At 65.1% G+C, this 25,634-nt stretch carries 24 protein-coding genes, 1 tRNA gene and 1 pseudogene; 20 read left to right on the forward strand and 6 right to left on the reverse strand.

Features of this window, described 5'->3' with window-relative positions; translation table 11 throughout:
- The first annotated feature begins 255 nt into the window (after positions 1 to 255).
- Positions 256 to 933, forward strand: a complete 678-nt coding sequence (locus tag FJW06_RS13870) for a sulfotransferase (protein ID WP_348644036.1) — start codon at positions 256 to 258, stop codon at positions 931 to 933.
- Between the two features lie 6 nt (positions 934 to 939).
- Here FJW06_RS13870 and FJW06_RS13875 read toward each other — a convergent pair.
- A pseudogene (locus FJW06_RS13875) lies at positions 940 to 1,562 on the reverse strand (LysE family translocator).
- 309 nt (positions 1,563 to 1,871) lie between these two features.
- On the opposite strand from FJW06_RS13875, the gene recQ reads away from it, so the two are divergent.
- On the forward strand, positions 1,872 to 3,716 hold the full coding sequence (gene recQ / locus FJW06_RS13880) for a DNA helicase RecQ (protein WP_140752556.1): 1,845 nt from the start codon (positions 1,872 to 1,874) through the stop codon (positions 3,714 to 3,716).
- 333 nt (positions 3,717 to 4,049) lie between these two features.
- On the opposite strand, the gene FJW06_RS13890 is transcribed toward recQ, so the two are convergent.
- Positions 4,050 to 4,388, reverse strand: a complete 339-nt coding sequence (locus FJW06_RS13890; protein WP_246674607.1) for a MarR family transcriptional regulator — start codon at positions 4,386 to 4,388, stop codon at positions 4,050 to 4,052.
- Positions 4,389 to 4,656: 268 nt separating this feature from the next.
- Between FJW06_RS13890 and FJW06_RS13895 the strand changes: the two genes are divergently transcribed.
- Genes FJW06_RS13895 through FJW06_RS13910 form a run of 4 tightly spaced genes read left to right on the forward strand, consistent with a single transcriptional unit; the run spans position 4,657 to position 9,190 of the window.
- Positions 4,657 to 6,003 carry an MFS transporter gene (locus FJW06_RS13895; RefSeq protein ID WP_140752562.1) on the forward strand — a complete coding sequence of 449 codons (1,347 nt, stop codon included), beginning with the start codon at positions 4,657 to 4,659 and terminating at the stop codon, positions 6,001 to 6,003.
- Positions 6,004 to 6,051: 48 nt separating this feature from the next.
- Positions 6,052 to 8,097, forward strand: coding sequence for an FUSC family protein (locus FJW06_RS13900; protein WP_140752564.1), 2,046 nt, complete (start codon positions 6,052 to 6,054; stop codon positions 8,095 to 8,097).
- Positions 8,098 to 8,102: 5 nt separating this feature from the next.
- Positions 8,103 to 8,312, forward strand: coding sequence for a DUF1656 domain-containing protein (locus FJW06_RS13905; protein ID WP_140752566.1), 210 nt, complete (start codon positions 8,103 to 8,105; stop codon positions 8,310 to 8,312).
- The gene (locus FJW06_RS13910; RefSeq protein ID WP_140752568.1) at positions 8,309 to 9,190 is read left to right on the forward strand and encodes an HlyD family secretion protein; all 882 of its coding nucleotides are present in this window, start codon (positions 8,309 to 8,311) and stop codon (positions 9,188 to 9,190) included. Before FJW06_RS13905 ends, FJW06_RS13910 begins: the two co-directional genes overlap by 4 nt.
- A gap of 27 nt (positions 9,191 to 9,217) precedes the next feature.
- Here FJW06_RS13910 and FJW06_RS13915 read toward each other — a convergent pair whose 3' ends face one another.
- Positions 9,218 to 9,670, reverse strand: coding sequence for a hypothetical protein (locus tag FJW06_RS13915; RefSeq protein ID WP_140752570.1), 453 nt, complete (start codon positions 9,668 to 9,670; stop codon positions 9,218 to 9,220).
- 162 nt (positions 9,671 to 9,832) lie between these two features.
- Positions 9,833 to 9,922, reverse strand: a tRNA-Ser gene (locus FJW06_RS13920).
- 328 nt (positions 9,923 to 10,250) lie between these two features.
- On the opposite strand from FJW06_RS13920, the gene FJW06_RS13925 reads away from it, so the two are divergent.
- The 3 genes from FJW06_RS13925 (at position 10,251) to FJW06_RS13935 (ending at position 12,035) form a co-directional block, all read left to right on the forward strand.
- A complete protein-coding gene (locus FJW06_RS13925) occupies positions 10,251 to 10,952 on the forward strand; it encodes a 50S ribosomal protein L21 (RefSeq protein ID WP_140752572.1) in 702 nt (233 codons plus the stop codon).
- A 100-nt stretch (positions 10,953 to 11,052) separates the two neighbouring features.
- A complete protein-coding gene (rpmA, locus tag FJW06_RS13930; RefSeq protein WP_140752574.1) occupies positions 11,053 to 11,322 on the forward strand; it encodes a 50S ribosomal protein L27 in 270 nt (89 codons plus the stop codon).
- 125 nt (positions 11,323 to 11,447) lie between these two features.
- A complete protein-coding gene (locus FJW06_RS13935) occupies positions 11,448 to 12,035 on the forward strand; it encodes a GNAT family protein (protein WP_140752576.1) in 588 nt (195 codons plus the stop codon).
- A 183-nt stretch (positions 12,036 to 12,218) separates the two neighbouring features.
- Here FJW06_RS13935 and FJW06_RS13940 read toward each other — a convergent pair whose 3' ends face one another.
- Positions 12,219 to 13,082 carry an endonuclease/exonuclease/phosphatase family protein gene (locus FJW06_RS13940; protein WP_140752578.1) on the reverse strand — a complete coding sequence of 288 codons (864 nt, stop codon included), beginning with the start codon at positions 13,080 to 13,082 and terminating at the stop codon, positions 12,219 to 12,221.
- Positions 13,083 to 13,224: 142 nt separating this feature from the next.
- Here FJW06_RS13940 and obgE point away from each other — a divergent pair, with 142 nt between their 5' ends.
- From obgE to FJW06_RS13965, 5 genes are all read left to right on the forward strand, one after another.
- On the forward strand, positions 13,225 to 14,253 hold the full coding sequence (obgE, locus tag FJW06_RS13945; RefSeq protein WP_140752580.1) for a GTPase ObgE: 1,029 nt from the start codon (positions 13,225 to 13,227) through the stop codon (positions 14,251 to 14,253).
- Between the two features lie 5 nt (positions 14,254 to 14,258).
- Positions 14,259 to 15,398 (forward strand): glutamate 5-kinase, encoded by a 1,140-nt coding sequence (proB, locus tag FJW06_RS13950; RefSeq protein WP_140752582.1) that lies wholly within the window; start codon positions 14,259 to 14,261, stop codon positions 15,396 to 15,398.
- A gap of 31 nt (positions 15,399 to 15,429) precedes the next feature.
- Positions 15,430 to 16,716 (forward strand): glutamate-5-semialdehyde dehydrogenase, encoded by a 1,287-nt coding sequence (locus FJW06_RS13955; protein WP_140752584.1) that lies wholly within the window; start codon positions 15,430 to 15,432, stop codon positions 16,714 to 16,716.
- Positions 16,717 to 16,800: 84 nt separating this feature from the next.
- Positions 16,801 to 17,388 carry a nicotinate-nucleotide adenylyltransferase gene (locus tag FJW06_RS13960; protein ID WP_140752844.1) on the forward strand — a complete coding sequence of 196 codons (588 nt, stop codon included), beginning with the start codon at positions 16,801 to 16,803 and terminating at the stop codon, positions 17,386 to 17,388.
- A 60-nt stretch (positions 17,389 to 17,448) separates the two neighbouring features.
- Entirely contained in the window at positions 17,449 to 18,732 is a 1,284-nt protein-coding gene (locus FJW06_RS13965; RefSeq protein ID WP_140752586.1) for an MFS transporter, read from the forward strand.
- 5 nt (positions 18,733 to 18,737) lie between these two features.
- On the opposite strand, the gene FJW06_RS13970 is transcribed toward FJW06_RS13965, so the two are convergent.
- Positions 18,738 to 19,589 (reverse strand): mechanosensitive ion channel domain-containing protein, encoded by an 852-nt coding sequence (locus FJW06_RS13970; protein ID WP_140752588.1) that lies wholly within the window; start codon positions 19,587 to 19,589, stop codon positions 18,738 to 18,740.
- Between the two features lie 245 nt (positions 19,590 to 19,834).
- Here FJW06_RS13970 and rsfS point away from each other — a divergent pair, with 245 nt between their 5' ends.
- From rsfS to FJW06_RS14000, 6 genes are all read left to right on the forward strand, one after another.
- The gene (gene rsfS / locus FJW06_RS13975) at positions 19,835 to 20,212 is read left to right on the forward strand and encodes a ribosome silencing factor (protein ID WP_140752590.1); all 378 of its coding nucleotides are present in this window, start codon (positions 19,835 to 19,837) and stop codon (positions 20,210 to 20,212) included.
- Between the two features lie 62 nt (positions 20,213 to 20,274).
- Positions 20,275 to 20,757 (forward strand): 23S rRNA (pseudouridine(1915)-N(3))-methyltransferase RlmH, encoded by a 483-nt coding sequence (gene rlmH / locus FJW06_RS13980; protein ID WP_140752592.1) that lies wholly within the window; start codon positions 20,275 to 20,277, stop codon positions 20,755 to 20,757.
- A 139-nt stretch (positions 20,758 to 20,896) separates the two neighbouring features.
- Complete coding sequence (locus FJW06_RS13985; protein WP_140752594.1) at positions 20,897 to 22,231, forward strand: murein hydrolase activator EnvC; 1,335 nt, start codon at positions 20,897 to 20,899, stop codon at positions 22,229 to 22,231.
- A gap of 1 nt (position 22,232) precedes the next feature.
- The gene (locus FJW06_RS13990; RefSeq protein WP_181178289.1) at positions 22,233 to 23,564 is read left to right on the forward strand and encodes a S41 family peptidase; all 1,332 of its coding nucleotides are present in this window, start codon (positions 22,233 to 22,235) and stop codon (positions 23,562 to 23,564) included.
- 248 nt (positions 23,565 to 23,812) lie between these two features.
- Positions 23,813 to 25,006, forward strand: coding sequence for a divergent polysaccharide deacetylase family protein (locus FJW06_RS13995; RefSeq protein ID WP_140752596.1), 1,194 nt, complete (start codon positions 23,813 to 23,815; stop codon positions 25,004 to 25,006).
- Between the two features lie 51 nt (positions 25,007 to 25,057).
- A complete protein-coding gene (locus FJW06_RS14000) occupies positions 25,058 to 25,573 on the forward strand; it encodes an RNA pyrophosphohydrolase (RefSeq protein WP_140752598.1) in 516 nt (171 codons plus the stop codon).
- Positions 25,574 to 25,634 lie beyond the last annotated feature (61 nt).

Here is a 25,634-nt window from a genome sequence, read left to right on the forward strand (position 1 = left end):
CTCATCGCGCCGCCGCGGTACTCAAACATCGCCGCAGGAGGGCAACGGTGCCGCAGCAGGGTAAAGATAGGTTTAACAGTCCCCTTGAGTCTCCAACCCTTGAAACCCGCCCGCATATCGGCCAATCAGCTAATGGCGGTCACGGCAATGTGATCCGGTGCGATCGGGGGATGGGGGATTGTGCGGAAACTTCAGGCGGCTGTCCGTTTTCTGGTTACCCGATCGAGCAGGGAGCTCAATCGCCTTGTGACGGCCGTGAAAATTCGCTGGCGGTCGAGGCCGAATGCGCGGGCCGCGCGGACCAACAAGATATTCATAGCCGGCTGCGCGCGCAGCGGGACGACCCTGACGCAACGCGTCATGGAAAGCTTCGAGGATACTTTCGTCTGGCCGCGCGAGGCGCGGCACACGAAGTTCTATCTGCTGGATCGCCAGGAAAACAATCTGGTCGTCAAGCGCGATTACCGGGCCTTCGCCCATTTTGCGAAACTGCCCGCCGACATCGGTCTCATCTATTGCGTTCGGCACCCCTTGGATGTGCTCACCAGCGTGCATCCGCAGACGATGAAGGAGCGTCGATTCCATACCATGGCCGACCGCTGGGTTCTGGAATACGACGCCCTGCTGAGCTTGCGAAAGGCGCAGCCGGCGCGGGATATTCTTTACCTGCGCTACGAAGACACGATCGCCGATCCGGACGCCGTGCAACAACGGATCGCAAGCCGGTTCGGACTTCGCCCGAGAGTGCCGGTGACCGGGGACGGCGGGCGCCCCATCCACTCACGTTCGCTGCGCAAGTGGGAGCGCAACGAAGACTATCGTGCCTATCTTCAACGAGAGCTGTCGCCGGCCGCGCTTGCGCCCATGCAAGCCTTCTGTCGCGAATTCGGCTATGGCATGCCTGACTGGGTTCGATCCGACATATCCGGCTGAACGACTTCAGCGCTGCTGCAGCGCCAGGCGTATGCCGAGCGCGCAATAGATGCCGCCGACCACCTTGCCCTGCCATTTCAGCACCGCCGGATGGCGGCGCAGGAAGGAACCCAGGCCGCCCGCGCTGACGGCGAAGACGAAGGTGCTGAAGAGCCCGAGCAGGACGAAGATGATGCCGAGCAGCATCAGCTGCAGCACCACGAAACCGCCTTGCGGATGCACGAATTGCGGCAGGAAGGCCAGGAAGAACAAAGCGGTCTTCGGATTGAGCACTTCGGTCAGGATCGCCTGCCGGAAGGCCTTGCCCGCCGCGATGGGCAGCGTCCTGCCCGCCAGGCCGGCGCCTTTTCGAGCATGGCGCGGATGCCGAGGTAAAGGAGATAGGCCGCGCCGATGTATTTGACGATGCTGAACAGCGTCGCCGAGGCGGCGATGATGGCCGAGATGCCGACGATGGCCATGATGGTGTGGATCACATCGCCCGCGGCGACGCCGGCGCCGGTGGTTATGCCGATCTTCGTGCCTGAGCTCGTCGCCCGCGCGACCGTGAGCAGCGTCGCCGGCCCCGGAATGAAGACGAAGCCGAACACGACGGCTACGTAGGTGATGAGCGTGGCGGGATCGATCATGCGAAGGGTCCTTTTGCGTCGGCCGCCGCCGGCAGCAGGCGGCCTGGCGTTATAGCACCGCGGAATGCGCCGTCGGAACTCCCCGGCCGATCCGCCAGAATGGTTCAGCGTCCCGCGGGATTGCTGAACCACTCTGGTCTTTGTTTCCGCGCAATTCCGGACGGAAAACCGATACACACTTTCCTGGAATTGCTCCAAGCGTCGTTGTCGCCGGATGGCGGCTGCGCTACTCCAGGGCATCGCACGGATGAATCACTTGGCTGGTCTTCACATAATTCCGAAAACGAATTCCTGTCCGGTGTCTGCCTGATGCCGGCACAGGCAGCGAGCATCCGGGACGAGGACCACAAGCGGCGCGTCCTGAAGGACGTGTTCGGCTTCGACGATTTCCGTCCCGGACAGGCGACAGTGATCGAGGCGCTGCTCTCCGGACGGCACGTGCTGGCGGTGATGCCGACAGGCGCCGGCAAATCGCTCTGCTATCAGGTTCCGGCGCTGGTCAAGGGCGGGCTCACCATCGTGGTGTCGCCGCTGGTGGCGCTGATGCAGGACCAGGTCGCCGCCTTGCGCCTTGCCGGCGTGGCCGCCGGCACCATCAATTCCTCGCTCGACCGCGAGACCAATGTGGCGGCCTGGCGCCGCGTGGCGTCCGGGCAGACGCGGCTGCTCTATCTGGCGCCGGAACGACTGATGACGGAGCGGATGCTGGACGCGCTGTCGCGGCTCGACGTCGGTCTGATCGCCGTCGACGAGGCGCATTGCATCTCGCAATGGGGGCCGGCCTTCCGGCGCGAATATGAGGACCTGTCGCGGCTGCGCGTGCTCTTTCCGCAAGTGCCGATCATCGCGCTGACGGCGACGGCGGATGAGGCGACGCGCGCCGATATCGAGGCGCGGCTGTTCGCCGGGCGCGCCGAAACCCTGGTGCTGGGCTTCGACCGGCCCAACATCAAGCTGACGATAGAGGCCAAGCAGGACAGCAAGCGCCAGCTGCTGCGCTTCATCGAGCGCCACCAGGGCAAGAGCGGCATCATCTATTGCCTGTCGCGCCGCAAGACGGAGGAGATGGCGGCCTTCCTGGAGAAGAACGGCGTGCGGGCGCTTGCTTACCATGCCGGCATGAGCAAGGAGGCGCGGGAGGCGAACCAGAACGCGTTCATGAGCCTGTCGGGCGTCGTCATGGTGGCGACGATCGCTTTCGGCATGGGTATCGACAAGCCCGACGTCGCCTATGTCTTCCACACCGACCTGCCGGGCAGCCTGGAGGCCTATTACCAGGAGATCGGCCGCGCCGGGCGCGACGGCCGGGCGGCGGAAGCGCATATGCTGTACGGCGCCGGCGACATCCGCACGCGCCGGATGTTCATCGACGAGGAGGATGCCTCGCCCGAGCACAAAAGACGGTCGCATCGCCGGCTCGACACGCTGATCGGCTATTGCGAGACGGCGCAGTGCCGGCGCCAGGTGCTGCTCGGTTATTTCGGCGAGGAGGCGCAAGCCTGCGGCAATTGCGACAACTGCCTCGATCAGGCGCCGCGCGCCGACGGCAGCGCCGAGGCGCGCATCATCCTTGCGGCGATCGCGCAGAGCGGCGAGCGTTTCGGCGCCGCCCATGTCATCGATATCCTGCTTGGTCACGAGACCGAAAAGGTGCTGGCGAGAGGCCATCAGAAGCTCGAAAGCTTCAGGACCGGCATCATGCACAGGAAGCCGATCTGGCTGTCGCTCGTCCGGCAACTTGTCGCCGGCGGTTTCCTGACGCCTGATCCCGACGGCCATGGCGGCCTCGTCATCTCGGAAAGCGGCCGCGCGCTCGGGCGTGGCGCGGTTGCGTTCCAGTATCGTGTCGAGGGCCGGGACCGTCTCGCGCGCGGCAGGAAGCGTGCCGCGCAAGGCTCCGCCATGGATGGCGAGGGCGTCGATGCATCGCTTCTAGCGACGCTCAAGACGCTGAGGCTGCGGCTCGCCAAGGAACGCCAGGTGCCGGCCTATGTGGTGTTCTCCGACCGTACCCTGATCGACATGGCCGAGCGCCGTCCGCAAGACCTCGACGATTTCGCTGAGGTGAACGGCGTGGGCGCGGCCAAGCTCAAGGAGTTCGGCGAGGTGTTTTTAGCTGCGATTGCGGCGCATCAGGCCGACGGGTTGGACTGAGGCCTTGCCGGGGCCTGGCGGCGGGCCGGCCATTTCGCATCAGCTGGCAAGGCAGCATTTCTTGCCGCTTCCACAAGGGCACGGATCGTTGCGCCCGTATCTCGCCAGGGGTTGGTGGCTGGAGACGCGCTGGCCCGGTCCAGCCATGGGGCTTGCCCATCCTCGTCATCGTCGAGATCGGTGCTTGCCGAAAGAGAGGGCAGCACCAGGGATTCCGCCGCCGGCTCCAGCCGATCTGGGAGCGGCATGCCGGGAAGGGCGCCTCCTCGAACGTGTGACGTTGCTGGGATAAGTACTGAGGGGCGCATGCCTTCACTATTGGATGCACGCTGCTCAGCTCTCGCCGAGCTTGTTGGCGAGTTCCGCCTGGATCTGACGCAGCACGGCGGAGGCGGTCTCGAGCTCTTCGTCGCCGATGAGCGAAACCAGCTCGTGCCGGAGCTCGGCGAGCACGGTGTTGATGGTCTTCATCCGCGCCTCGCCGTCCTTGGTCAGCGACACGATCTTGGCCCGGCGGTCGCTTGGGTCCTCCCGCCTGGCGACCAGGCCTTCCGCCACCAGGAGATCGAGAAGCCGGACCAGCGAAGGACCTTCGAGGCCGGCCTGTTCGGCAACGGCGCCCTGGCGGGCTTCGCCGCCCAACTGCCACAGTGCCAGGAGAGGCATGGCCATGGCGTGGGATAACCCGCAGCGATCCAGCCGCTCGTTGGCGGTACGGCGCCAGAGACGCGCCACATTGGTTATGATCTGGCCGATGGTTTCGCGGCTTCTGGACCGTTCATTTTCCATTGCTAATTATTCGCATACAATCTATTAGGATGCAATCTATATCGGCGAGGTGGCGCGATCGATCCGTTGTATCCGGAGAGATCGGCTCTCACCAAGTCTCCGTTCTCGATCCAGGGGCCGGCCTTGGCCGATTCCCTCGAAGGTGTTTTCGATGTCCGTTGCTCTCGACGCAGTGCCAATAGCTTCCCCCGCCAATCCGCGTTCAAGGGTGATCCTTGCCAGCCTGATCGGCACCACCATCGAGTTCTACGATTTCTATGTCTATGCCACGGCGGCGGTGCTCGTGTTCCCGCATTTGTTCTTTCCCGCCGGCAACGACACGACGGCGCTGCTCGCCTCTTTCGCGGTGTTTGGCGCCGCCATGATCGCGCGCCCGCTGGGCGCGATCTTCTTCGGCCATCTCGGCGACCGGCGCGGCCGCAAAATCACGCTGGTCGGCGCGCTGCTTACCATGGGGCTGGCGACATTCCTGATCGGCCTGCTTCCGACTTACGCGAGCGCCGGATGGCTGGCGCCGGCCCTGCTGGTCGTGTTGCGCCTGGCCCAGGGCTTCGCGCTCGGCGGGGAGTGGAGCGGCGCGGCGCTGGTCGCGACCGAGAATGCGCCGAAAGGCAAGCGCGCCGTCTACGGCACTTTCCCGCAGCTGGGCGCGCCGATCGGCTTCATCATCGCCAACGGCCTGTTCCTGATCATCGCCGCCATACTGCCGTCGGACGATCCGTCACGGCCGTCGCTGACCTTCCTGTCCTGGGGCTGGCGCATCCCGTTCCTTTTTTCGCTGATCATGGTGGCTATCGGCCTATGGGTGCGGCTGAACCTGGTCGAGAGCGCCGCCTTCGACAACACCGTGCGCGCCGGCAAGGTCAGGAAGGTGCCGCTGGCCTCGGTCGTCGGCACGCATTGGAAGGAGCTCGTCCTCGGCACCTTCTACATGCTTGCCACCTACGTCCTGTTCTACCTGATGACGACGTTTTCACTGAGCTACGGCCGCGCAGCGCCTACGGCCGCCGTGCCCGGCCTCGGCTACGATTACACGACCTTCGTGCTGATGATGATCATCGGCGTGGTCTTCTTCGGCGTCTTCACCATGGTCTCGGGCCCCTGGGCGGACCGCTGGGGCCGGCGCCGCACGCTGATCTCAATCACCGTCGCCATTGCGATCTTCGGGCTCTCCTGGGTGCCGATGCTGCATGCCGGCAGCGCCGGCGTCATGGCGTGGCTCATCATCGGCTTCAGCCTGATGGGCATGACCTTCGGTCCGATGGGCGCGCTGCTGCCGGAGCTCTTCCCGGCCAATGTGCGCTACACCGGCTCCGGCATCTCCTACAACGTGTCGTCGATCCTCGGCGCTGCGGTCGCGCCCTTCATCGCCGTGGCGCTCTGGAGCATGGGCGGCGGACCTTTCTGGGTCGGCGTCTACCTCTCGGCCATGGCGATGCTCACGCTGGTTGCCCTGCTGATCGGACGCGAAACCAAGGATGTCGACATCAACCGCTAGCCAACCGTGTCGCCCGCCGGCGAGGAGGCGGGCGCGAGAACCAAACCCATGACGCTTCCCTCCTGGCAGGACTGGCTGTTTTCGATCAAGGCGTTCCTCGCCTCGATGCTGGCGCTCTACATAGCGCTGTGCTTCGACCTGCCGCGGCCTTATTGGGCCATGGCGGCCGTCTATGTCGTGGCCAATCCGCTTGCCGGCGCAACTTCGTCCAAGGGGCTCTACCGCGCGCTCGGCACGCTGATCGGCGCTGCGGGATCCGTCCTCCTTTTGCCGGCCTTCGTCAATTCGCCGCTGTTGATGAGCATCGTCGTGGCGCTGTGGACCGGGGTGCTGCTCTACATTTCGATGCTCGATCGCACGCCGCGCAGCTACGTCTTCATGCTGGCCGGCTATTCGCTGCCGCTGATCGCCCTGCCGGCCGTCGACGCACCCCAGACGATCTTCGATATCGCCTCGGCCCGCAGCCAGGAGATCATCCTCGGCATCGTCTGCGCCAGCGTGGTCGCGCAGCTTGTGTTCCCGATAGGGCTGTCTTCGCTGATGTCGTCGCGCATTTCCAACTGGCTGGGCGACGCCGCTGCCTGGGCGAGTGAGATCCTGCGAGGCGAGGGCGCGGCCCGGCCGGCAGCTCCCGTCCGGCAGAAGCTGGCATCCGACATTTCCGGGTTCGACATCCTCATCAGCCAGCTTGGATACGATCACCAGACGCACGGGCTTACGCGCCAGGCGCGGCAATTGCGCGGGCGTCTCATGCTGCTGCTTCCGTTGCTCTCGTCGCTCGATGACCGGCTTCACGAACTGCGATCGCAGGATCGGGTGCTGCGCGACGATCTCATGGCCCTGCTCGACGACATAGGTGCATGGCTTCAGGCCGTGGCGGATCCAGGGCGCGCCGTTGCGCTGCGCTCGCGCATTGCCGATTTGCGTCCGCCCGCCTATGCCGTCGACTGGAGTAGCCTGATCCTCGACAGCGCGCTCGCCCGGCTGCGCGAGATCGTCGATGCCTGGCACGATTGCCTCGTCCTGAAGAAGCAGATCGCAAGCGGCGAATCCGGCGGCGAAAGGCTCGCCTTCCGGCGGCGGCGCACCTTCTCGCGCACCCGCCATCACGATTATGGAATGCTGTTCTTCTATGCCGCTTCGGTGATCGTCGCCATCCTGATCGCCTGCGCCCTGTGGATCTATTCGGGCTGGGCCGAAGGCTCCGGATTCGTGCTCATGGTGGCGGTCGGATGCTCGTTCTTCGCGGCGACCGACCGGCCAGCGCCGCTTCTCCTGTCGATGTTCATCTGGTGCACGGTGAGCCTGGTGGTCACCGCGGCCTATCAATTCGCCATCCTGCCCTCGATCCAGAGCTTTCCCTTGCTGGTTCTCGTGCTGGCGCCGCCATTCCTTGTGCTTGGAACTCTCATTCCAAGGCCCCAGCTCAACATGCTGGCGATGCTGCTCACCGTTAACACCGCGTCGTTCATCGCGCTCAGCGACAGGTTCTCCGCCGATTTCACCTCCTTCGCGGGCGGAGGGCTCGCAGCGCTCGCCGGCGTCGGTTTCGCGCTTCTGTGGACGCTGGTGGTCAGGCCCTTCGGCGGCGAGATCGCCGCCCGGCGGCTGGTGCATGCCGGCTGGTCCGACCTTGCCCAGCTCGCCGCCGGCGAGCGCGCCGACGACCAGCGCAGGCTGGCCGGGCGCATGCTCGATCGCCTAGGGCAGCTCGTTCCCCGGCTCGCGGCAATGGAAAACAAGGAGCTGTCGACCATTGACGGCTATGCGGAAATCAGGCTGGGCCTCAACATCGTGGAGCTGCAACGGCTGCGCGGCCGACTTACATCCGACGAGGGCAAGGCGATCGGCGATGTGCTGTCCGCCATCGCCGACCTGTTCAAGGAACGCCTCAGGCTCGGCGAGCCCGTTCAGGCGTCGCCGGGGCTGCGCGAGCGCATCGACGCCGCGCTTGCCATCGTCGCGGGCCGTCAGGCCAAGCCGGCTCGCCGATCCGCCGACGCGCTGGTCGGGTTGCGGCGCGCGCTGTTCCGAAACGCGGCGCCACCCGTTCATTCGACAGTGCCGGAGCCGATGCTCCTGGTAGCGGAGTAGTTCACATGCAGAACGATATCAGCATTGGCGGCATCTATCTGCCGGGGCTTCTGGTCACGACGCTGGCGGCCTTCGTCGTGGCCCGGATCGTCTGGCAGGTTCTGTCATGGACCGGCCTCTATTCGCTCGTCTGGCACCGGGCGCTTTTCAACCTCGCGCTTTACATCCTCATCCTCGGGGCAATGTCCTCGCTCTCAAATCGGCTGTTCTCATGAAATACCGTCTTCTTCGACTGACCGGCAGGGTCCTCGTCACGCTTGCCGTCGTCGCCGTCGCCTGCGTTGCCGCCTGGAAGCTTTGGGACGACAACATGAATGCCCCATGGACGCGCGACGCGCATGTGCGCGCCGATGTCGTGGGCGTCACGCCCGACGTTTCAGGCCTCGTGGCGGAGGTCCTGGTCAAGGACAACCAAGCGGTGAAGAAGGGCGATGTGCTGTTCGAGGTCGACCGCCAGCGCTTTGCCGTCGCTCTCGCGCAGGCGCAGGCAGTGGTCGAAGGCCGGCAGGCGATGCTTGACCAGGCGAGGAGAAATCTGGAACGTCTTAAGCGCCTGACGGCCTCGGCGGTCAGCGTCCAGCAGATCGAGGAGGCGCAATCGAGCGTGGCCGAGGCGGAGTCGGAGAGCCTGCAGGCAAGTGCTGCGCGCGACCTGGCGCAGCTCAACCTCGACCGCGCGCAAGTCAGGGCGCCCGTCAATGGTATCATCACCAATCTCAGCCTTCGACCCGGCGACTATGTCACGACGGGCGCGGCCACGATGGCGCTGGTCGACACCGATACCGTCCGCATCGACGGCTATTTCGAGGAGACGAAACTGCCGCGCATCGAGGTGGGCGCCAGGGCAATGATCCGACCGATGGGATGGAAATCGTCGCTTTCGGGCCATGTCGCAAGCATAGCCGCCGGCATCGAGGACCGCGAACGCACCTCCGGGACGCTGCTGGCGGACATCAACCCGACCTTCACCTGGGTGCGGCTGGCGCAGCGCGTTCCAGTGCATATCGCGCTGGACGGCGATGCCGCCACGAAGGCAGGGCTGGTGGTCGGAACCTCGGCGACGGTGACCATCGACCGGGCGAGGGACGACTGAGAGGGGGGTCACCGAACGGATCGGCGGCTAACGCCAAAGGCAGACCTTGACGTCCTTCCCGACATAGCAGGCGCCTTCACGGCGAAGCTCTCCCCAATCGCCTGCCTCGCCATGCGTGTCGCGAATATCCCCGTTCGCATAGCCCGCCAAAGCATCACCGTCCTTGTATATGACGGCCCAGTAATCCTTCGACATCTCGCCCGCTCCACTATGCGTGTCGGGATAGTCTATGCCGGCGAAAACCTGCTTGGGACCCTGGATGTTGAAATCGCCGCCCTTCTCTATTTGGTAGGAGCATTTTCCGGATATGCGGGTCTCGCCGTGAACGACCAGCAGGCAGCGGCCCCATTTATAGCCGCTCGGCAAACGATGCTGTGCTGCGTGCGCGGGCGAAATGGAGGACGCAATTGCCAGGGCGATCGCTATGGTTCGGCCGGTCAGCAGCCAACCTGATACCGTTGCATTCCGTCCATAGCGCATGTCGAACGGCCCTCCGCAGGGTGAGTCCCTTGGGATCATATTCCACCGACCATAGCGGATTCTTGTCACGCCGGTGTGTGCTGCTTCACGCTGCTGCCGATGCCATCCTGTTTGGCGCGAAGGATCGCGTCGATCCTGCGAAGCGCGCAGCGCGAAGCAGGATGGCGGAGAGGGAGGGATTCGAACCCCCGATACCCTTGCGAGTATGCCGCATTTCGAGTGCGGTGCATTCGACCACTCTGCCACCTCTCCGCGAGGTCATGGTCGGCCGTTGCCGGCGCGGCGCACTAGATAACGGCTGACTGCTGGAGTTACAAGGCCCTATTCGAGCGAATTCCAGCTTCTTTAAAAAGCGGCGTTGACTGCGCCGACGTCTCCTTTGCCGGCGGCATGCTCGTGGGTATCGTCCAGAACGAGCCCGCTTGCCTTGACTCCGGCGCAACCTTCGGTTAGGGACAGCCCGCATTCGGCGTGGAGGCTCTTCCGCGCCGCTTGTTTTTTGAACCCGCAGACTGACAAAAAGACGGCCGAACCGCCCGAGGCGGTTCATCGAGGCCGACCGAACAGCGAAAGGCAAAAAATGTTCGCAGTCATCAAAACGGGCGGCAAGCAATATCGCGTCGCCGCCAACGATCTCCTGAAGATCGAGAAACTCGAAGCCAAGGTCGGCGATATCGTCGAGATCGGCAATGTGCTCGCGCATGGCGAGGGCGAGAATGTCACCTTCGGCGCGCCGTTCGTCGATGGCGCCATGGTCACGGCGGAAGTCGTCGAGCAGGGCAAGAACCGCACCGTCATCGCTTTCAAGAAGCGCCGCCGCCAGAATTCGCGTCGCAAGATCGGCCACCGCCAGCTTCTGACCACCGTTCGGATCGCCGAGATCCTGCTGGGCGGCGCCAAGCCGTCGAAGAAGGCCGCCGCCAAGCCGGAAGCCAAGGCAGAGGCCAAGGCTGAAGTCGTCGCCGAGGCGAAGGCCGAAGCCGCGCCAAAGGAGCCCAAGGCCAAGAAGGAAGCTGCCCCGAAGGCGGAAGCCGCTGCCGGCGAAGAGGCAAAGCCCGCGCCGCTCTTCAAGGCGCCGAGGGGTGAGCCGGACGACCTGACGGTCATCAAGGGCATCGGCCCGGTCGCGGCGAAGGACCTCGCCGAGCAGGGCATCGTCGCTTTCGCGCAGCTCGCCAAGCTCACCGAGAAGGACGTCGCCAAGATCGACGAGCACATGCCGTTCAGCGCCGACCAGATCAAGGACTGGCGCGAGCAGGCCAAGGAACTGGCGAAGAAGTAATTTTACCGGCGGCGATCGTCGCCGCTACAGGACTTGAAACGGAACGCGAACGCGTTCATAAGACCATTCAAGCGCCTCAGGGCGCATCGGAGTTAGTCAAATGGCACACAAGAAAGCTGGCGGTTCGTCGCGCAATGGTCGCGATTCGCACTCCAAGCGTCTGGGCGTGAAGAAGTTCGGCGGCGAAGCCGTCGTCGCCGGCAACATCATCATCCGTCAGCGCGGCACGCAATGGCATCCGGGCACCAATGTTGGCATGGGCACGGACCACACCCTTTTTGCGCTCGAAGCCGGCGCAGTCACCTTCAACAAAAAAGCCAACGGCCGAACCTACGTATCGGTGAACCCGGTTACCAAAGCTGCGGAGTAGCCGGTTCCGCACCATAACACCGGCGCCCATCTCGGGAACCGGTGTCTGGCCAGGCCAGGAAAAGGATCAGGAGAGATGGGTTTTCCCTCTCTCCTTTTCATTTTTTCTTGCCCTGGAGGACTAAAATGGTTGCCGAAGCGGAAGACACGGAAGACGAAAGTTACGCGATCGATTGCCCGGTGCTGGCCACTGAGCGGCTGGTCATGCGCGCGCCGCGCGAAAGCGATCTCGAGCAACTCGTCACGCTTGCCGACAACCGACATGTCGCCGAAATGCTGGCCCGCATGCCGCATCCCTATGGCGAAGCCGAAGGCCGCACCTTCCTTGCCATGGCGGCGTCGCGGCGCGCCGGCATCATCTACGCGCTGACGCTCAAGGATGGCGGCACCTTCGTCGGCTGCGCCGGCCTGAACACCACCGATCGCGGCCTGGAGCTGGGCTACTGGATCGGCGAGCCCTATTGGAAGCGCGGCTATGCCACGGAAGCCGCGCATGCGCTCGTCGACCTCGCCTTCCAGCGGACCTCGATCCAGGTGCTGCATGCCTCGACCAGGGTGATCAATCCGGCCTCGCGCCGGGTCATCCACAAATGCGGCTTCCAGTATGCCGGCCAGGGCATGCTGAACTCGATCGTCGCCGGCCAGGTGCCTGTCGAGCGCTACCGGCTGGACAGGAAGACGTGGAACAGTCTTCGTAACTGGATCCACTATTGATAGGCGCTTCGGAAGGTTGAGCGGCGCCCCTCAACCGGATTCCCAACCGAATTGCGAAGGGCAATTCGTGGGCAATCCGGCCTCTCCCCGAGGGGAGAGGAGCAGGTAAGCGCCGGCGTCAATCTCTTCTCCCCTGGGGGAGAAGGTGGCCGCGTAGCGGCCGGATGAGGGGGAGTCCAGAACTCAGTTCAACTCCGCCCAGAGCGGCAGGTGGTCGGAGCCGACGGCGTCCCGATCGGACCACAGGCGCTTCAGCGATTTGGCGAGCGAGGCGCTGGTGAAGATGTAGTCGATGCATTTGTGGCGGCTTTTGTCGGCGGGCCGGTCGGGATCGACCCAGGTGATGAGGTCGGCGACCGCAAGACGCTGGGCGACGTCGACGGCGAGATCGGCGGTCAGCGGCATGCCGAACTCATGGTCAGGGCGACCGGCGAGCTCGACATATTCGGGCGAGCCCGGCAGCATGTTGAAGTCACCCATGACGATGAAGGCTTCAGGATAGGGCAGGTCCGGCAGGCCGATCTCGGGAATGCCCGACAGGCCGCCGCCTTCCAGCGCGTAGTTCAGGAGGCGCTGGCGCAGGAAACGGATCTGACCCTGGCGCTCGACCGGGCTGCGGTGGTCGAGATGGGTGGAATAGAAGCGGATGAAGCCGAGCGGCGTCTCGATCAGCGCTTCGAGCGCGCCGCGCTGGAAGTTCATGGTCTCGAGGCTGCGGCTGCGCGGCAGAAGGAGATTGCGCGACAGATGAATGGGCGTCTTCGACAGCACCATGTTGCCGAGCTGGAAGGAAGTCGAGATCGCGCGGCCGTTCTCCAGGCGCGAGCCGATATTGACCTCGAAATTGCTGCCATAGGCGGCGAAATAATCGGGCAGCGCCTCGCTGATCTCGGCCACCATGTCGCGGTCGCCGTTGCGCGGGTTGTTGCGGGTCACTTCCTGCAGTGCGATGACATCGGCCCCGCGCACTGCATCGGCGATGCGGCCGACGTCGTATCTGCCGTCAAGGCCGATGCCGTACTGGATGTTGTAGGTGACGATCCTCATTCCCGTGCCCCTTCAGTCCCCGCCAGTGCTACCGCGTGCCCGCCGAAAGGGCATCCGGCGGTTTAGTCGCAATTCGGCCTCGCCCTCGGCCCTGCCTTGGTTTAGAGCAATCCCGCAAGCGCAATAGCAGAAACTTGAAACGATGAAATTCCTCGATCAAGCCAAGGTTTACATCCGTTCCGGCGACGGCGGCGCCGGTTCGGTGTCGTTCAGGCGCGAAAAATTCGTCGAGTTCGGCGGCCCGGACGGCGGCGATGGCGGGCGAGGCGGCGATGTCTGGGTGGAAGCGGTCGACGGGCTGAATACGCTGATCGACTATCGCTATCAGCAGCATTTCAAGGCCAAGACCGGCATGCACGGCATGGGCCGCAACATGACGGGCGCTAAGGGTGCCGACGTGACGCTGAAGGTGCCGGCGGGCACGCAGATCTTTGCCGAGGACAACGAGACGCTGATCTGCGACCTGACCGTGGTCGGCCAGCGCTTTCTGCTCGCCAAGGGCGGCAATGGCGGCTTCGGCAACCAGCACTTCAAGACCTCGACCAACCAGGCGCCGCGACGCGCCAATCCCGGGCAGCCAGGCGAGGAGCTCAGCATCTGGCTCAGGCTCAAGCTGATCGCCGACGCCGGCCTGGTCGGCATGCCCAATGCCGGCAAGTCGACCTTCCTTGCCGCCGTCACCGCGGCCAAGCCGAAGATCGCCGACTATCCGTTCACGACGCTTCATCCCGGCCTCGGCGTCGCCCGTATCGACGGCCGCGAATTCGTGCTGGCCGACATTCCCGGCCTGATCGAGGGCGCGCATGAGGGGGTGGGCATCGGCGACCGTTTCCTCGGCCATGTCGAGCGCACGCGCGTGCTGCTTCACCTTGTTTCCGCGCAGGAGGAAAATCCCGGCAAGGCATATAAGACGGTGCGCGCCGAACTCGAAGCCTATGGCCATGGGCTGACCGACAAGGTCGAGATCGTGGCGCTCAGCCAGATCGATATCCTCGATGCGGACGCCCGCAAGAAGAAGGCGGCCTCGCTGAAGCGTGCCGCCGGCCGCGCGCCGATGCTTTTGTCGGCCGTCACCGGCGAAGGCGTCGAGGCTGTGCTGCGCGCGCTGATGGCGGTGGTCGCAGAATCGCGCGATGCCGTTCCGGCTCCCGTCGACACGCGCTGGCGGTAAGACCCATGAAATCGCTGAAATCATATCGGCGCATCACCGTGAAGATCGGCTCTGCGCTGCTCGTCGACCGCGCGACAGGCCTGAAGCGCGACTGGCTGACGTCGCTTGCCGACGACATCGCGGTGCTGGCCGGGGCCGGCGCTGAAGTGCTGGTCGTCTCGTCGGGCGCGATCGCGCTCGGTCGCACCGTTCTCGGCCTCGGCAAGCGCGCGCTGAAGCTCGAGGAGAGCCAGGCTGCCGCTGCGGTTGGCCAGATCGCGCTTGCCGGCGCATGGTCGGACGCGCTCGGCAAGGACGGGCTGAAGTCCGGCCAGATTCTTCTCACTCTTGGCGACACGGAGGAGCGCAGACGCTACCTCAACGCGCGCGCGACGATCTCGACGCTGCTCAAGATGAAGGCGGTGCCGGTCATCAACGAGAACGACACGGTGGCGACCTCGGAAATCCGCTACGGCGACAATGACCGGCTGGCGGCGCGGGTGGCGACGATGATGGGCGCCGATCTTCTGGTGCTGCTTTCCGATATCGATGGGCTCTATACGGCGCCGCCGGCCAAGGACCCGCAGGCAAAATTCATTCCCGTGGTCGACCGCATCACGCCCGACATTGAGGCGATGGCGGGCGCGGCCGCGTCCGAATTGTCGCGCGGCGGCATGCGCACCAAGCTCGACGCCGGCAAGATCGCCAATGCCGCCGGCACGGCGATGATCATCACCTCGGGTACCAGGCTTTCGCCGCTGATGGCGATCGAGCGCGGCGAGCGCTCGACCTTCTTCAAGCCGAGCGCCAACCCGGTGAAGGGTTACAAGACCTGGATCGCCGGCCAGCTTGAGCCGGCCGGCCGGCTCACCGTCGATGCCGGCGCCATCGGGGCCTTGAAGTCCGGAAAGTCGCTGCTGCCGGCCGGGGTAAAAGTGGTCAGCGGCAATTTCTCGCGCGGCGACACGGTGGCGATCCTGTCGCCGGAGGGCCGCGAGATCGCGCGCGGGCTGGTTGCCTATGATGCCGCCGATGCCGTAAGGATCGCGGGGCTGAAGACGGCCGAGATCGAAAACGTGCTCGGCTACGAGGCACGTTCGGCGATGATCCATCGCGACGACCTTGTGGTAAGCGTTGTCGGCGACCAGGTACTGGCCGACGAATAAGCATTGAACGACGACGGGCGGAGGATGAACCATGCTGAAGCTGCATGAAAAATCCGGCGAAGACACGGTGGCGCTGATGGCCGGTATCGGCCGCCGCGCCCGTGCGGCCGCCCGACCGTTGGCCGTCGCCTCAACCAAGGCCAAGAATGCCGCGCTTGCCGCCATGGCGGACGCCGTCCTGCGCAACGAGCAGGTGATCCTCGATGCCAACGCCATCGACATGTCGAATGGCGAGGAGGCCGGTTTGTCCGGCTCCTTCATGGATCGCCTCAAACTTACGCCCTCGCGCATCAAGGCGATGGCCGACGGCATTCGCGAGATCGCCGAGCTCAAGGATCCGGTCGGCGACGTCATCGCCGAATGGGACCGGCCGAACGGGCTTAATATCGAGCGCGTGCGCACGCCGCTCGGCGTCATCGGCGTCATCTATGAGAGCAGGCCGAATGTGACGGCGGACGCCGGCGCGCTTTGCCTCAAGGCGGGCAATCCGGTGATCCTGCGCGGAGGCTCGGATTCGATCAATTCGTCATCGGCGATCCATGCCTGCATGGTCGAAGGGCTGAAGGCGACCGGCCTGCCTGAGGATGCCATCCAGCTGGTGCCGACCACCGACCGCGCCGCCGTCGGGGAGATGCTCAAGGGCTTGAGCGGCAATCTCGACGTCATCGTCCCGCGCGGCGGCAAGAGCCTGGTCGGGCGCGTGCAGAGCGAGGCGCGGGTGCCGATCTTCGCGCATCTGGAAGGCATCTGCCACCTGTATATCGACCGCTCGGCCGATCTCGACATGGCGGTCAAGATCGCGGTCAACGCCAAGATGCGGCGCACCGGCGTTTGCGGCGCCGCCGAGACCTTGCTGGTCGACCGCGCGGTGGCCGCCACGCATCTGGTGCCGATCCTGGAAGCGCTGCGCACCGCCGGCTGCGAGATCCATGCCGACGCCGAGGTGATGAAAGCCTTCGCCGATGCCAGCCCTGCGACCGACGCCGACTGGGTGACGGAGTATCTCGACGCCATCATCGCGGTGAAGTTGGTCGACGGCGTCGCCGGCGCGATCGAGCATATCGAGACCTTCTCGTCGCACCACACCGAGGCGATCATCGCCGAGGACGCGCAAGCGGTCGAAAAATTCTTCAACGAGATCGACTCGGCGATCCTGCTGCACAATGCCTCGACGCAGTTCGCCGATGGCGGCGAGTTCGGCATGGGCGCCGAGATCGGCATCGCCACCGGCAAGATGCATGCGCGCGGGCCGGTCGGCGTCGAGCAACTCACCTCGTTCAAATACCGCGTGCGCGGATCGGGACAGGTGAGGCCTTGACGCTTTTCGCGCGGCAGGCCTGAGGGGAGGCCAAGGCGAATGCTTTCGCAAGCCGAGCAGCCCGTCCCTGCCCGCTACGTTCGCATGCCGCACGCCGCCAGGGGCCTGACCGTCGGGCTGTTCGGCGGCTCGTTCAATCCGCCGCATGCCGGCCATGCGCTGGTCGCCGAGATCGCGCTGAGAAGGCTGGCACTCGACCAGCTGTGGTGGATGGTGACGCCCGGCAATCCACTGAAAAGCGCTCGCGAGCTGGCGCCGCTCGCGCAGCGCATCGAGCTGTCCGAAAAGATCGCTAAGAATCCGAAGATCAAGGTCACCGCCTTCGAGGCGGCGCAGCATGTGCGCTACACGGCCGACACGCTGGCGCTGGTCAAGGCGCGCAATCCGGGCGTCGATTTCGCCTGGATCATGGGCGCGGACAGTTTGCGCGACTTCCACCGCTGGCAGCGCTGGCGCGAGATCGTGCTGACCTTCCCGATCGCGGTCATCGATCGCCCGGGCGCGACGCTCTCCTTCCTGTCGTCGGTGGTCGCCAAGACGTTCGACTATGCCCGCATCGACGAGGGCGACGCACCGCTGCTTGCCCGCATGCAGGCGCCGGCCTGGACCTTCATCCACGGGCCGCGTTCGTCGCTCTCCTCCACCGCGATCCGCAAGGCGGCGAAGGGCTAAGTCCGGCCATGTCGCTTTTACGGCGGCTTTTCCCACTCCGGTAAGCCAAGCTGCACAAGCATGCTGAAGCAGAACCCCACCACCGACGCCGTCCGCGCCGAACAGCCGGCGCCGCTGATCGCCATTGCCAGCGTCATCGTGTCGATGGCGCTGATCGCGATCGGCAACGGGCTGATGTTCGCCTATATCCCGGTGCGTCTCGGCGCCGACGGCTTCAACCCGACCTGGGCCGGGCTGATCGTCACCGGGCTTTCGGCCGGGGGGCTCGCCGGCTGCATCCTGACCGGGCCTTTGGTTCGACGCGTCGGCCACGCCCGCGCCTTCATGGTGCTTTCGGCGCTGATCGCGCTTTCCAACGCCGCCATCGGCGCCGGGCCGATCCCGCTTTTATGGATCGCCGCGCGGGCGCTTTACGGCTTCGCCATTTGCGGCCTGTTCATCGTCGCGCAGAGCTGGCTGAACGACGCCTTGCCGAATTCGATCCGCGGCCGGGTCATGGCGGTGTTCTATGTCGCCTATATCGCGGGGCTCGGCGTCGGCTACGCAACGCTTGCCGCGGTCGACATCCACACGGCAGCCGCGTCGCTGATCGGCATCACCTTCACGGCGCTTTCCATCCTGCCGGTCGGCATGACGCGGCTCGCGCAGCCGCCGGCGCCGCAGGCCGCATCGGTGGCGTTGCGCCGCGCCTGGCGCATCTCACCGGTCGGCGTCGCCGGCATGCTGGCGGTCGGCGGGCTGTCGATGATCGTCTCCGGCTTCGCGCCGATCCATGCCACCGCCAAGGGCTACAGCCAGGCCGATGTGGCGCTCTTGTTGTCGGCGATGCCGGTCGGGACGCTGATCCTGCAGATCCCGCTCGGCTGGATTTCGGACCGCACCGACCGGCGCTACGTGCTTGCTGGGGCTGCGGCGCTCGCGGCCGTCGCCAGCGTGCTCGCCGTCGTCTTCGACGGCGGCGCGCTGATGGCGCTGGTGGTGATCTATCTTCTCTGGGACGGGGCGGCGGAATCGATTTACGCTCTGTCCAGCGCGCATGCCGCCGACCGCGCCGCCAAGGACGAGCTTCTGGCGCTGTCGAGCTCGATGCTGTTTGCCTGGTCGCTGGCCGGCTTCATCGTGCCCGGCATCGTGACGGCGCTTTCCGCCGTCTTCGGCACCGCGACCTTCATCTATGTCGGTATCGTGATTGCATCGGCCTTCTGCCTGTTCGTGCTGTGGCGCGTGATGGCCGGCCGGCCGACACCCGCGGCCATAAGCGGCAGTTTCGCGCCGATGTCGGCGCAGACGCCCTTGCCGGTGGAGCTAGCCTTCGCGCCGGACGAGACGGCAACCAAGCGCTGAGCGAGCTATTGCTTGCGCGCCTCCAGCGCCGGCGCTTCCGGCGGCGGCAGCGGGATCGAGATGCCTTCGCTGTCAAAAGCCTGCTTGGCGCGCTTGGTCATGTCGGTCTGGGTGGAGAAATAGTCGGCGGCCGACGTCCAGTAGCGCAAGGTGAGCGAAACGGTGGTGTCGCCGAGACTGGCCACGAAGGCGATCGGCGCCGGTTCGCGCCGGATGCGCTTTTCGGCGGCGGCGGTGGCAAGCAGCGTCTTTTGCGCGCGGTCGATATCGTTCCAGGAGCCGATGCTCAGGGTGATATCGGTGCGGCGCACGCCATTGCGGGTGAAATTACGCACCGGCTGGTTCCACAGCGTCGAATTGGGAGCCAGCACATAGACGCCGTCGACGGAGCGCAGCTTGGTGGCGAAGAGGCCGATCTCCTCGATCGTGCCGGCAATCGAGCCGACCTCGGCATATTCGCCGATGCGGAAGGGCCTGAGCGCGAGCAGCATGATGCCGGCTGCGATGTTCTGCAGAGTGCCCTGCAGCGCCAGTCCGATGGCCAGGCCGATGGCGCCTATTGCCGCGATGATGGAAGCCGTCTGCACCCCGAACTGGCCGAGCACCATGATGACGACCAGGGTCAGGATGGCGTAGCGGACGATCTTGGACAAGAAATGACGCAAGGTGGCGTCGAAGCCATGGATGTGGCCGAGGCCCGCGGAGATCGATCGCTCGGCAAGCCCGGCAACGAAATAGCCGACGACCAGAAGGATAATGGCGCCGATGGCCGAGAAGGAATAGGAGACGATCAGTGTGCTGAGCTGCGCGAGCCCGGCCTGGATGGTGATGAGAGCGCTTTGCGGGTCGGTGGGCATGGCGGGGATCCCGTTGGTCGGTGCGCCGATAACCCATGCATTCGGGATCAGTTCCCGCCTTTTAGGTCCTCCTGAAGCAGCGGTCCGGACCCAGGCGCAGCCCAGGCAAAACGGGCCGTCGTCTTGAAACTGCAATGGAACTCTGCCTATCTAAGAGGGGTCACCTGATTTGAATGGGTGATTTGGTTGTTCTTGTTGGGAAAGGAAACACACTGAGAACAGCACTGCGGAAGAAGGCTGACATCATGCCTTCGCCGGCCGGGATCAGCGGAAACGACGCCGCGACCCTCGCCATCGACACAGTCCTTGCCAGTCTGGAAGACTCCAAGGCCGAAAACATCGTCTCAATCGACATCCAGGGAAAATCGAGCCTCGGCGACTACATGGTCATCGCGTCGGGCCGATCGCACCGTCATGTCTCGGCTGTCGCCGATCATCTCCTCAAGGCGCTGAAGGATGCCGGTCTCGGCACCGCGCGCGTCGAGGGGCTGGCCAGCGCCGACTGGGTCTTGATCGATTCCGGCGACATCATCGTCCATGTCTTCCGCCCCGAAGTCCGCGAATTCTACAATCTCGAAAAGATGTGGCAGGCGCCGGACCTCGAGGAAGAGACCTTGCACTGAGCCTTGATCCGCCTGCCGTGAACCGTCACGGTATGCGCTGAAGCGAACTCGCTGGGGCGAGGATGAAGATCACCGTTCATGCCGTGGGCCGGATGAAGACCGGCCCCGAGAGAGAACTCGCCGACCGCTATTTCGAGCGCTTCGCCAAAAGCGGGCCTGCGGTCGGGCTGGAATTTGCCGGCATCGTCGAAATCCCCGAGAGCCGCGGACAGAGCGCCGACGAGCGCCGCCGCGAGGAAGCCCAGAAGCTGCAGGCCCAATTGCAGGCCGGTAGCGTTCTCATCCTGCTCGACGAACGCGGCAAGTCGCTTTCGTCGGAAGACCTGGCCACCCGCGTCGGCCAGTTGCGCGACGGCGGCCGCAAGGCGCTGGTCGTCGCCATCGGCGGCGCCGACGGCCACCACAAATTCTTGCGCGAGGAGGCAGACCTGGTGCTATCCTTCGGCGCGCTGACCTGGCCGCACCAGCTGGTGCGCGTGATGCTGGGCGAGCAGCTTTACCGGATTGCGACGATCCTAGCGGGCCACCCGTATCATCGCTCGTGAATAACGGCATCGGCCGAAAAGCTGGGGATTGCCGGCCTGCGCCGCGATTTTCGCCTCAATCGCGCGGCAACCGGGTTATTCGGCGCTTCCAACATGGTTGATGGTTCGTTAACGAAGCGGCGGATAGGTTAGAGGCCTGATGTCTGAAGGCTGGTACCCGATCATGCGCACCTGGCGCAGCCGCTGCGGTTTGACCCTTGTCGCCGCTGCGCTCACGCTCGGGCCGGTCTGGGCGACCGAAAACACGCTCGACACAGCGCCCGACCCGGATCAGAGCCGGGCCGAATACGAGCAGGTCTCCAAGGAAATCACGCTCTCGTCGGAGCGGCTGGGCAAGCTCGCCGCCGATATCGCTTCGGTGCGGAAGGACTATGCCTCGATCACCGCGGCGCTCATCCAGTCGGCGATGACGGAGCAGAAGCTCGGCCAGGACATCGAGGACATCGGCGCCAAGCTCGAGGGGCTGAAAACCGAGGAAAAGAAGCTGCGCACCTCGCTCATGGCGCGGCGCGACGTGCTGGCCGAAGTGCTGGGGGCGCTGCAGCGCATGGGGCTCAACCCGCCGCCGGCGATCCTGGTCAAGCCCGAGGATGCGCTGTCGTCGGTACGCAGCGCCATCCTGCTGGGCGCCGTCGTGCCGGAACTGCGCCAGCAGACCGACCGGCTGCTGGCCGATCTCAAGGAGCAGACGCGCGTGACGGCTTCGATCGAGGCGGAACGGGCGAGGCTCACCACCGCAGTCACGGACCAGACGGCGGAGAAGAAGCGGCTCACCATGCTGCTCGAGGCCAAGAAGAAGCTGCAGGCCGATACCCAGACGGCGATCGTGGCCGAGCAGCAGCATTCGCAGCAGCTGGCGGCGAAGGCGAGCAGCCTCAAGGACCTGATCGCCTCGCTCGAAGCCGACAAGGCGCGCAAGGCCCAGGACCAGGTCAAGGCGGGCGAGCGCAAATCGACCGACGCCGATACGACGGCCTCGACCACCGACCTCGCCCCGCTGCCGGTGCCGGAGGCCAACCGCCTGACGGGATCGGCGCCGTTCTCGGCCTTGCAAGGCCAGATCGCGCTGCCGGTGATCGGCAAGATCAAACGGCGTTTCGGCACCGACGACGGCAATGGCGCGGCGATGCAGGGCGACATGGTTGCGACACAATCGGGGGCCATCGTCACCGCGCCGGCGGATGGAAACGTGCTTTATGCGGGGCCGTTTCGCTCCTATGGTCAACTCTTGATCCTCAACGCAGGCGACGGGTATCATGTCGTCCTGGCGGGGATGAGCAGAATCAGCGTCGCGACGGGACAGTCGGTGCTCGCAGGAGAGCCGATCGGCGCGATGGGAGAGGCCCGGGTGGCAAGCGCCTCGGCCTCGCGGAATGGAAATGCGACGCCGGAACTCTATGTTGAGTTCCGCAAGGATGGAAAACCCGTCGATCCGGCCCCATGGTGGGCGGACCGATTCTCTGGAAGGACGTGAAATGATGCGGAAACTGTCGCTTCTGTTTGCCGGCGCGCTGATGGGCGCATCGGCAATGAGCCTGGTCTACGGCGCACCGGGTTCGGCGGCGAACGCTGCAGGCTCGGAAACCTATAAGCAGCTGGCGATCTTCGGCGACATCTTCGAGCGCGTGCGCGCGAATTACGTGACGCCGCCGGACGACAAGTCGCTCGTCGAGAACGCCATCAATGGCATGCTGTCCTCGCTCGACCCGCACTCCTCCTATATGAACGCCGAGCAGGCGCAGGATATGCGCGTGCAGACCAAGGGCGAGTTCGGCGGCCTCGGCATCGAGGTCACCATGGAGAACGACCTCGTCAAGGTGATCACGCCGATCGACGACACGCCGGCCGCCAAGGCGGGCGTGCTTGCCGGCGACTACATCGCCAAGATCGACGGCGAAGAGGTTCGCGGCCTCACCCTCAACGACGCGGTCGAGAAGATGCGCGGACCGGTCAACACGCCGATCAAGCTCACCATCCTGCGCCAGGGCGCCGACAAGCCGATCGAACTGACGGTGGTGCGCGATATCATCAAGGTCAAGGCGGTGAAGTACCGGGTCGAGAACGACGTCGGCTACATGAAGATCACCTCCTTCACCGAAAAGACCTATGACGATCTCGAGAACGCCATCGAGAACATCAAGAAGCAGGTGCCGAACGACAAGCTGAAGGGCTATGTGCTCGATCTGCGCCTCAATCCGGGCGGCCTGCTCGACCAGGCGGTGAGCGTGTCGGACGCCTTCCTCAAGCGCGGCGAGATCGTCTCGACGCGCGGCCGCGATCCGAAGGACGTGACCCGCTTCGACGCCAAGCCGAAGCAGAATGACGACATCAACGGCAAGCCGCTGATCGTGCTGGTCAATGGCGGTTCCGCGAGCGCCTCCGAAATCGTCGCCGGCGCGCTGCAGGACCTGCGCCGCGCCACCGTGGTCGGCACGCAGTCCTTCGGCAAGGGCTCGGTGCAGACCATCATCCCGCTCGGCGAGAACGGCGCGCTAAGGCTCACCACGGCGCTCTATTACACGCCATCGGGCAAGTCGATCCAGGGCAAGGGCATCACGCCCGACATCAAGGTCGACCAGCCGCTGCCGCCGGACCTCCAAGGTCGCGACCTGACCCGTGGCGAATCCGACCTCAAGGGCCACATCAAGGGCGCCGACGAGAGCGCCACCGGCTCGGGCTCGGCCGCCTACGTGCCGCCGGAACCCAAGGACGATCTGCAGCTGATCTATGCCGAGCAGCTGCTGCGCGGCCAAAAGACCGATCCGTCGTTCCCGCCGAACCCGGACAAGGCCGTGCTGAACCAGTAATGCGGCTCGGTCTTTGAATATGTGCATGTCGTTGTCCCAAAACCGCGACGCACTTTTGGGCGACATGCACTAGGCCAGGCTCTGGCCGATCAAGCGAAGCAATGCAATGCTGCCGGGACCGCGAGGTTCCGGCAGTTTGATTCGGGCACCGAGGCTGGGGCGCCACGCGTCTGGGGTATAGCGCCGAAGATTGCGCAGGATTTCACGTTTAACGTGACATTCACGGGGCGGCGTGCTGGGAACTGAACTTGGCAGACATCGGCAAAGACATCGAACGCCCGCTTGGACAGTCGCTTCCGCCCAAGCGGCCCGCGCAGCGCAGCATCGGCGGCGGCACGCTTGTCGCAGCAGTCGTCGTGCTTGCGGTGATAGGCGTCTCCGGTGCGATTGCATTGCGGGAGAAGCCGTTCCGCAAGCCGGAAGAGGTGGCGGTTTCGACGCCGAAGGTCGTCGCTGCTCCCGCCACACCTGCTCCCGCCACACCCGTGCCGACCCCCATCGCCGCGGCGACGCCGCAGGCCAGCACGCCGATGAAGAGCGGCGGGCCGCAGATCATCCACGTCCAGACCGAGGAGGGCGACAGCCCGCCGAAAGCGGCCATCGTCATCCGCGATCCATCGACGCTCGGCCAGAACCTCAAGGCCGCCCACATTCCGGACAGGGCCCTGATCGAGGCCAGCGACGCCGGCCCGCTGCCGATCCGCTCCGCCGATGGCCGGCGGCCCTTCGACGTCTATGCGCGGCCGTGGTCGGGGGCGCGCGGGGCTCGCGTGGCGATCGTCATCGGCGGGCTCGCCGTTTCGCAGACGGGCACGCAAGCGGCGATCGCCAAATTGCCGGCCGAAGTGACGCTGGCCTTCGCGCCGCAAGGCAACAGCATCGGCCGCTGGATGCAGGCGGCAAGGCAGAGCGGGCACGAGATCGTCATGCAGGTGCCGCTCGAGCCGTTCGACTATCCCAACGTCAACCCCGGCCGCAACACGCTGACGGTGTCGGCCAGCCCGGACGAGAACCTGAAGAGCCTGGACTGGGCGCTGTCCAGGACCACGAACTATACCGCGGTCATGAACTATATGGGCGCGCGCTTTTCGGCCGACGCGAACGCGATGGAGCCATTCATGGCCGAGCTCGGCAAGCGGGGGCTCGCCTACATCGACGACGGGTCTTCCGCGCGCAGCGTTGCGCCTGAGCTTGCCCTGAAGGACGGCGTGCCTTTCGTCGCCGGCGACATGGCGATCGATGCCGTGCAGGATCGCGGCGAAATCCTCAAGAAGCTGGACAGCCTCGAAGCCACGGCGCGGGCCAAGGGCTCGGCGGTCGGCATCGGTTCGGCCTTCGACATCACCGTCGACACGGTGACGTCGTGGATTGCCGAAGCGAAGAAGCGCGGCATCGAGATCGTGCCGATCTCGGCGGTGGCCATCGATCCGCAAAAGGGCTAACCCTGCCCGCCTAGCCGCAATCAATCCCCACGACCGCTGGAACGCTGACCCATGGCCAAGAAGATCGATCCCGAAACGCTGCCTTACCGCCCCTGCGTCGGGCTGATGATCCTCAACAGGGCAGGCCTGGTCTGGGTCGGGCACCGCATCGCCGAGCCGGACAGCGAGTTTGCCGGCGCCACGCAGCTTTGGCAGATGCCGCAAGGCGGCATCGACAAAGGCGAAGAGCCGATCGAGGCTGCCGGGCGCGAGCTCTACGAGGAAACCGGTATGCGCAGCGTGTCGCTGCTTGCCGAGGCGCCGCATTGGATCAATTACGACCTGCCGCCGCATCTGGTCGGCGTCGCCTTCAAGGGCCGCTATCGCGGCCAGACGCAGAAATGGTTCGCCTACCGCTTCGAGGGTGACGAAAGCGAGATCGCGATCAATCCGCCGCCCGGCGGCCACACGGCCGAATTCGACGAATGGGCCTGGCGGCCGATGCGAGAGCTGCCCGAACTGATCATACCGTTCAAGCGCAAGGTCTATGAGCAGGTTGTCGCGGCGTTCGAGCATCTGGCTGCCTGAGACCGTCGATATTCAGGTGAGGCCGGCCTGCAAATGCCGGCTTCCTGCGCCTCCGGTGCTC

The organism is Mesorhizobium sp. B4-1-3, from assembly GCF_006439355.1.
Classification (GTDB): Bacteria; Pseudomonadota; Alphaproteobacteria; order Rhizobiales; family Rhizobiaceae; genus Mesorhizobium.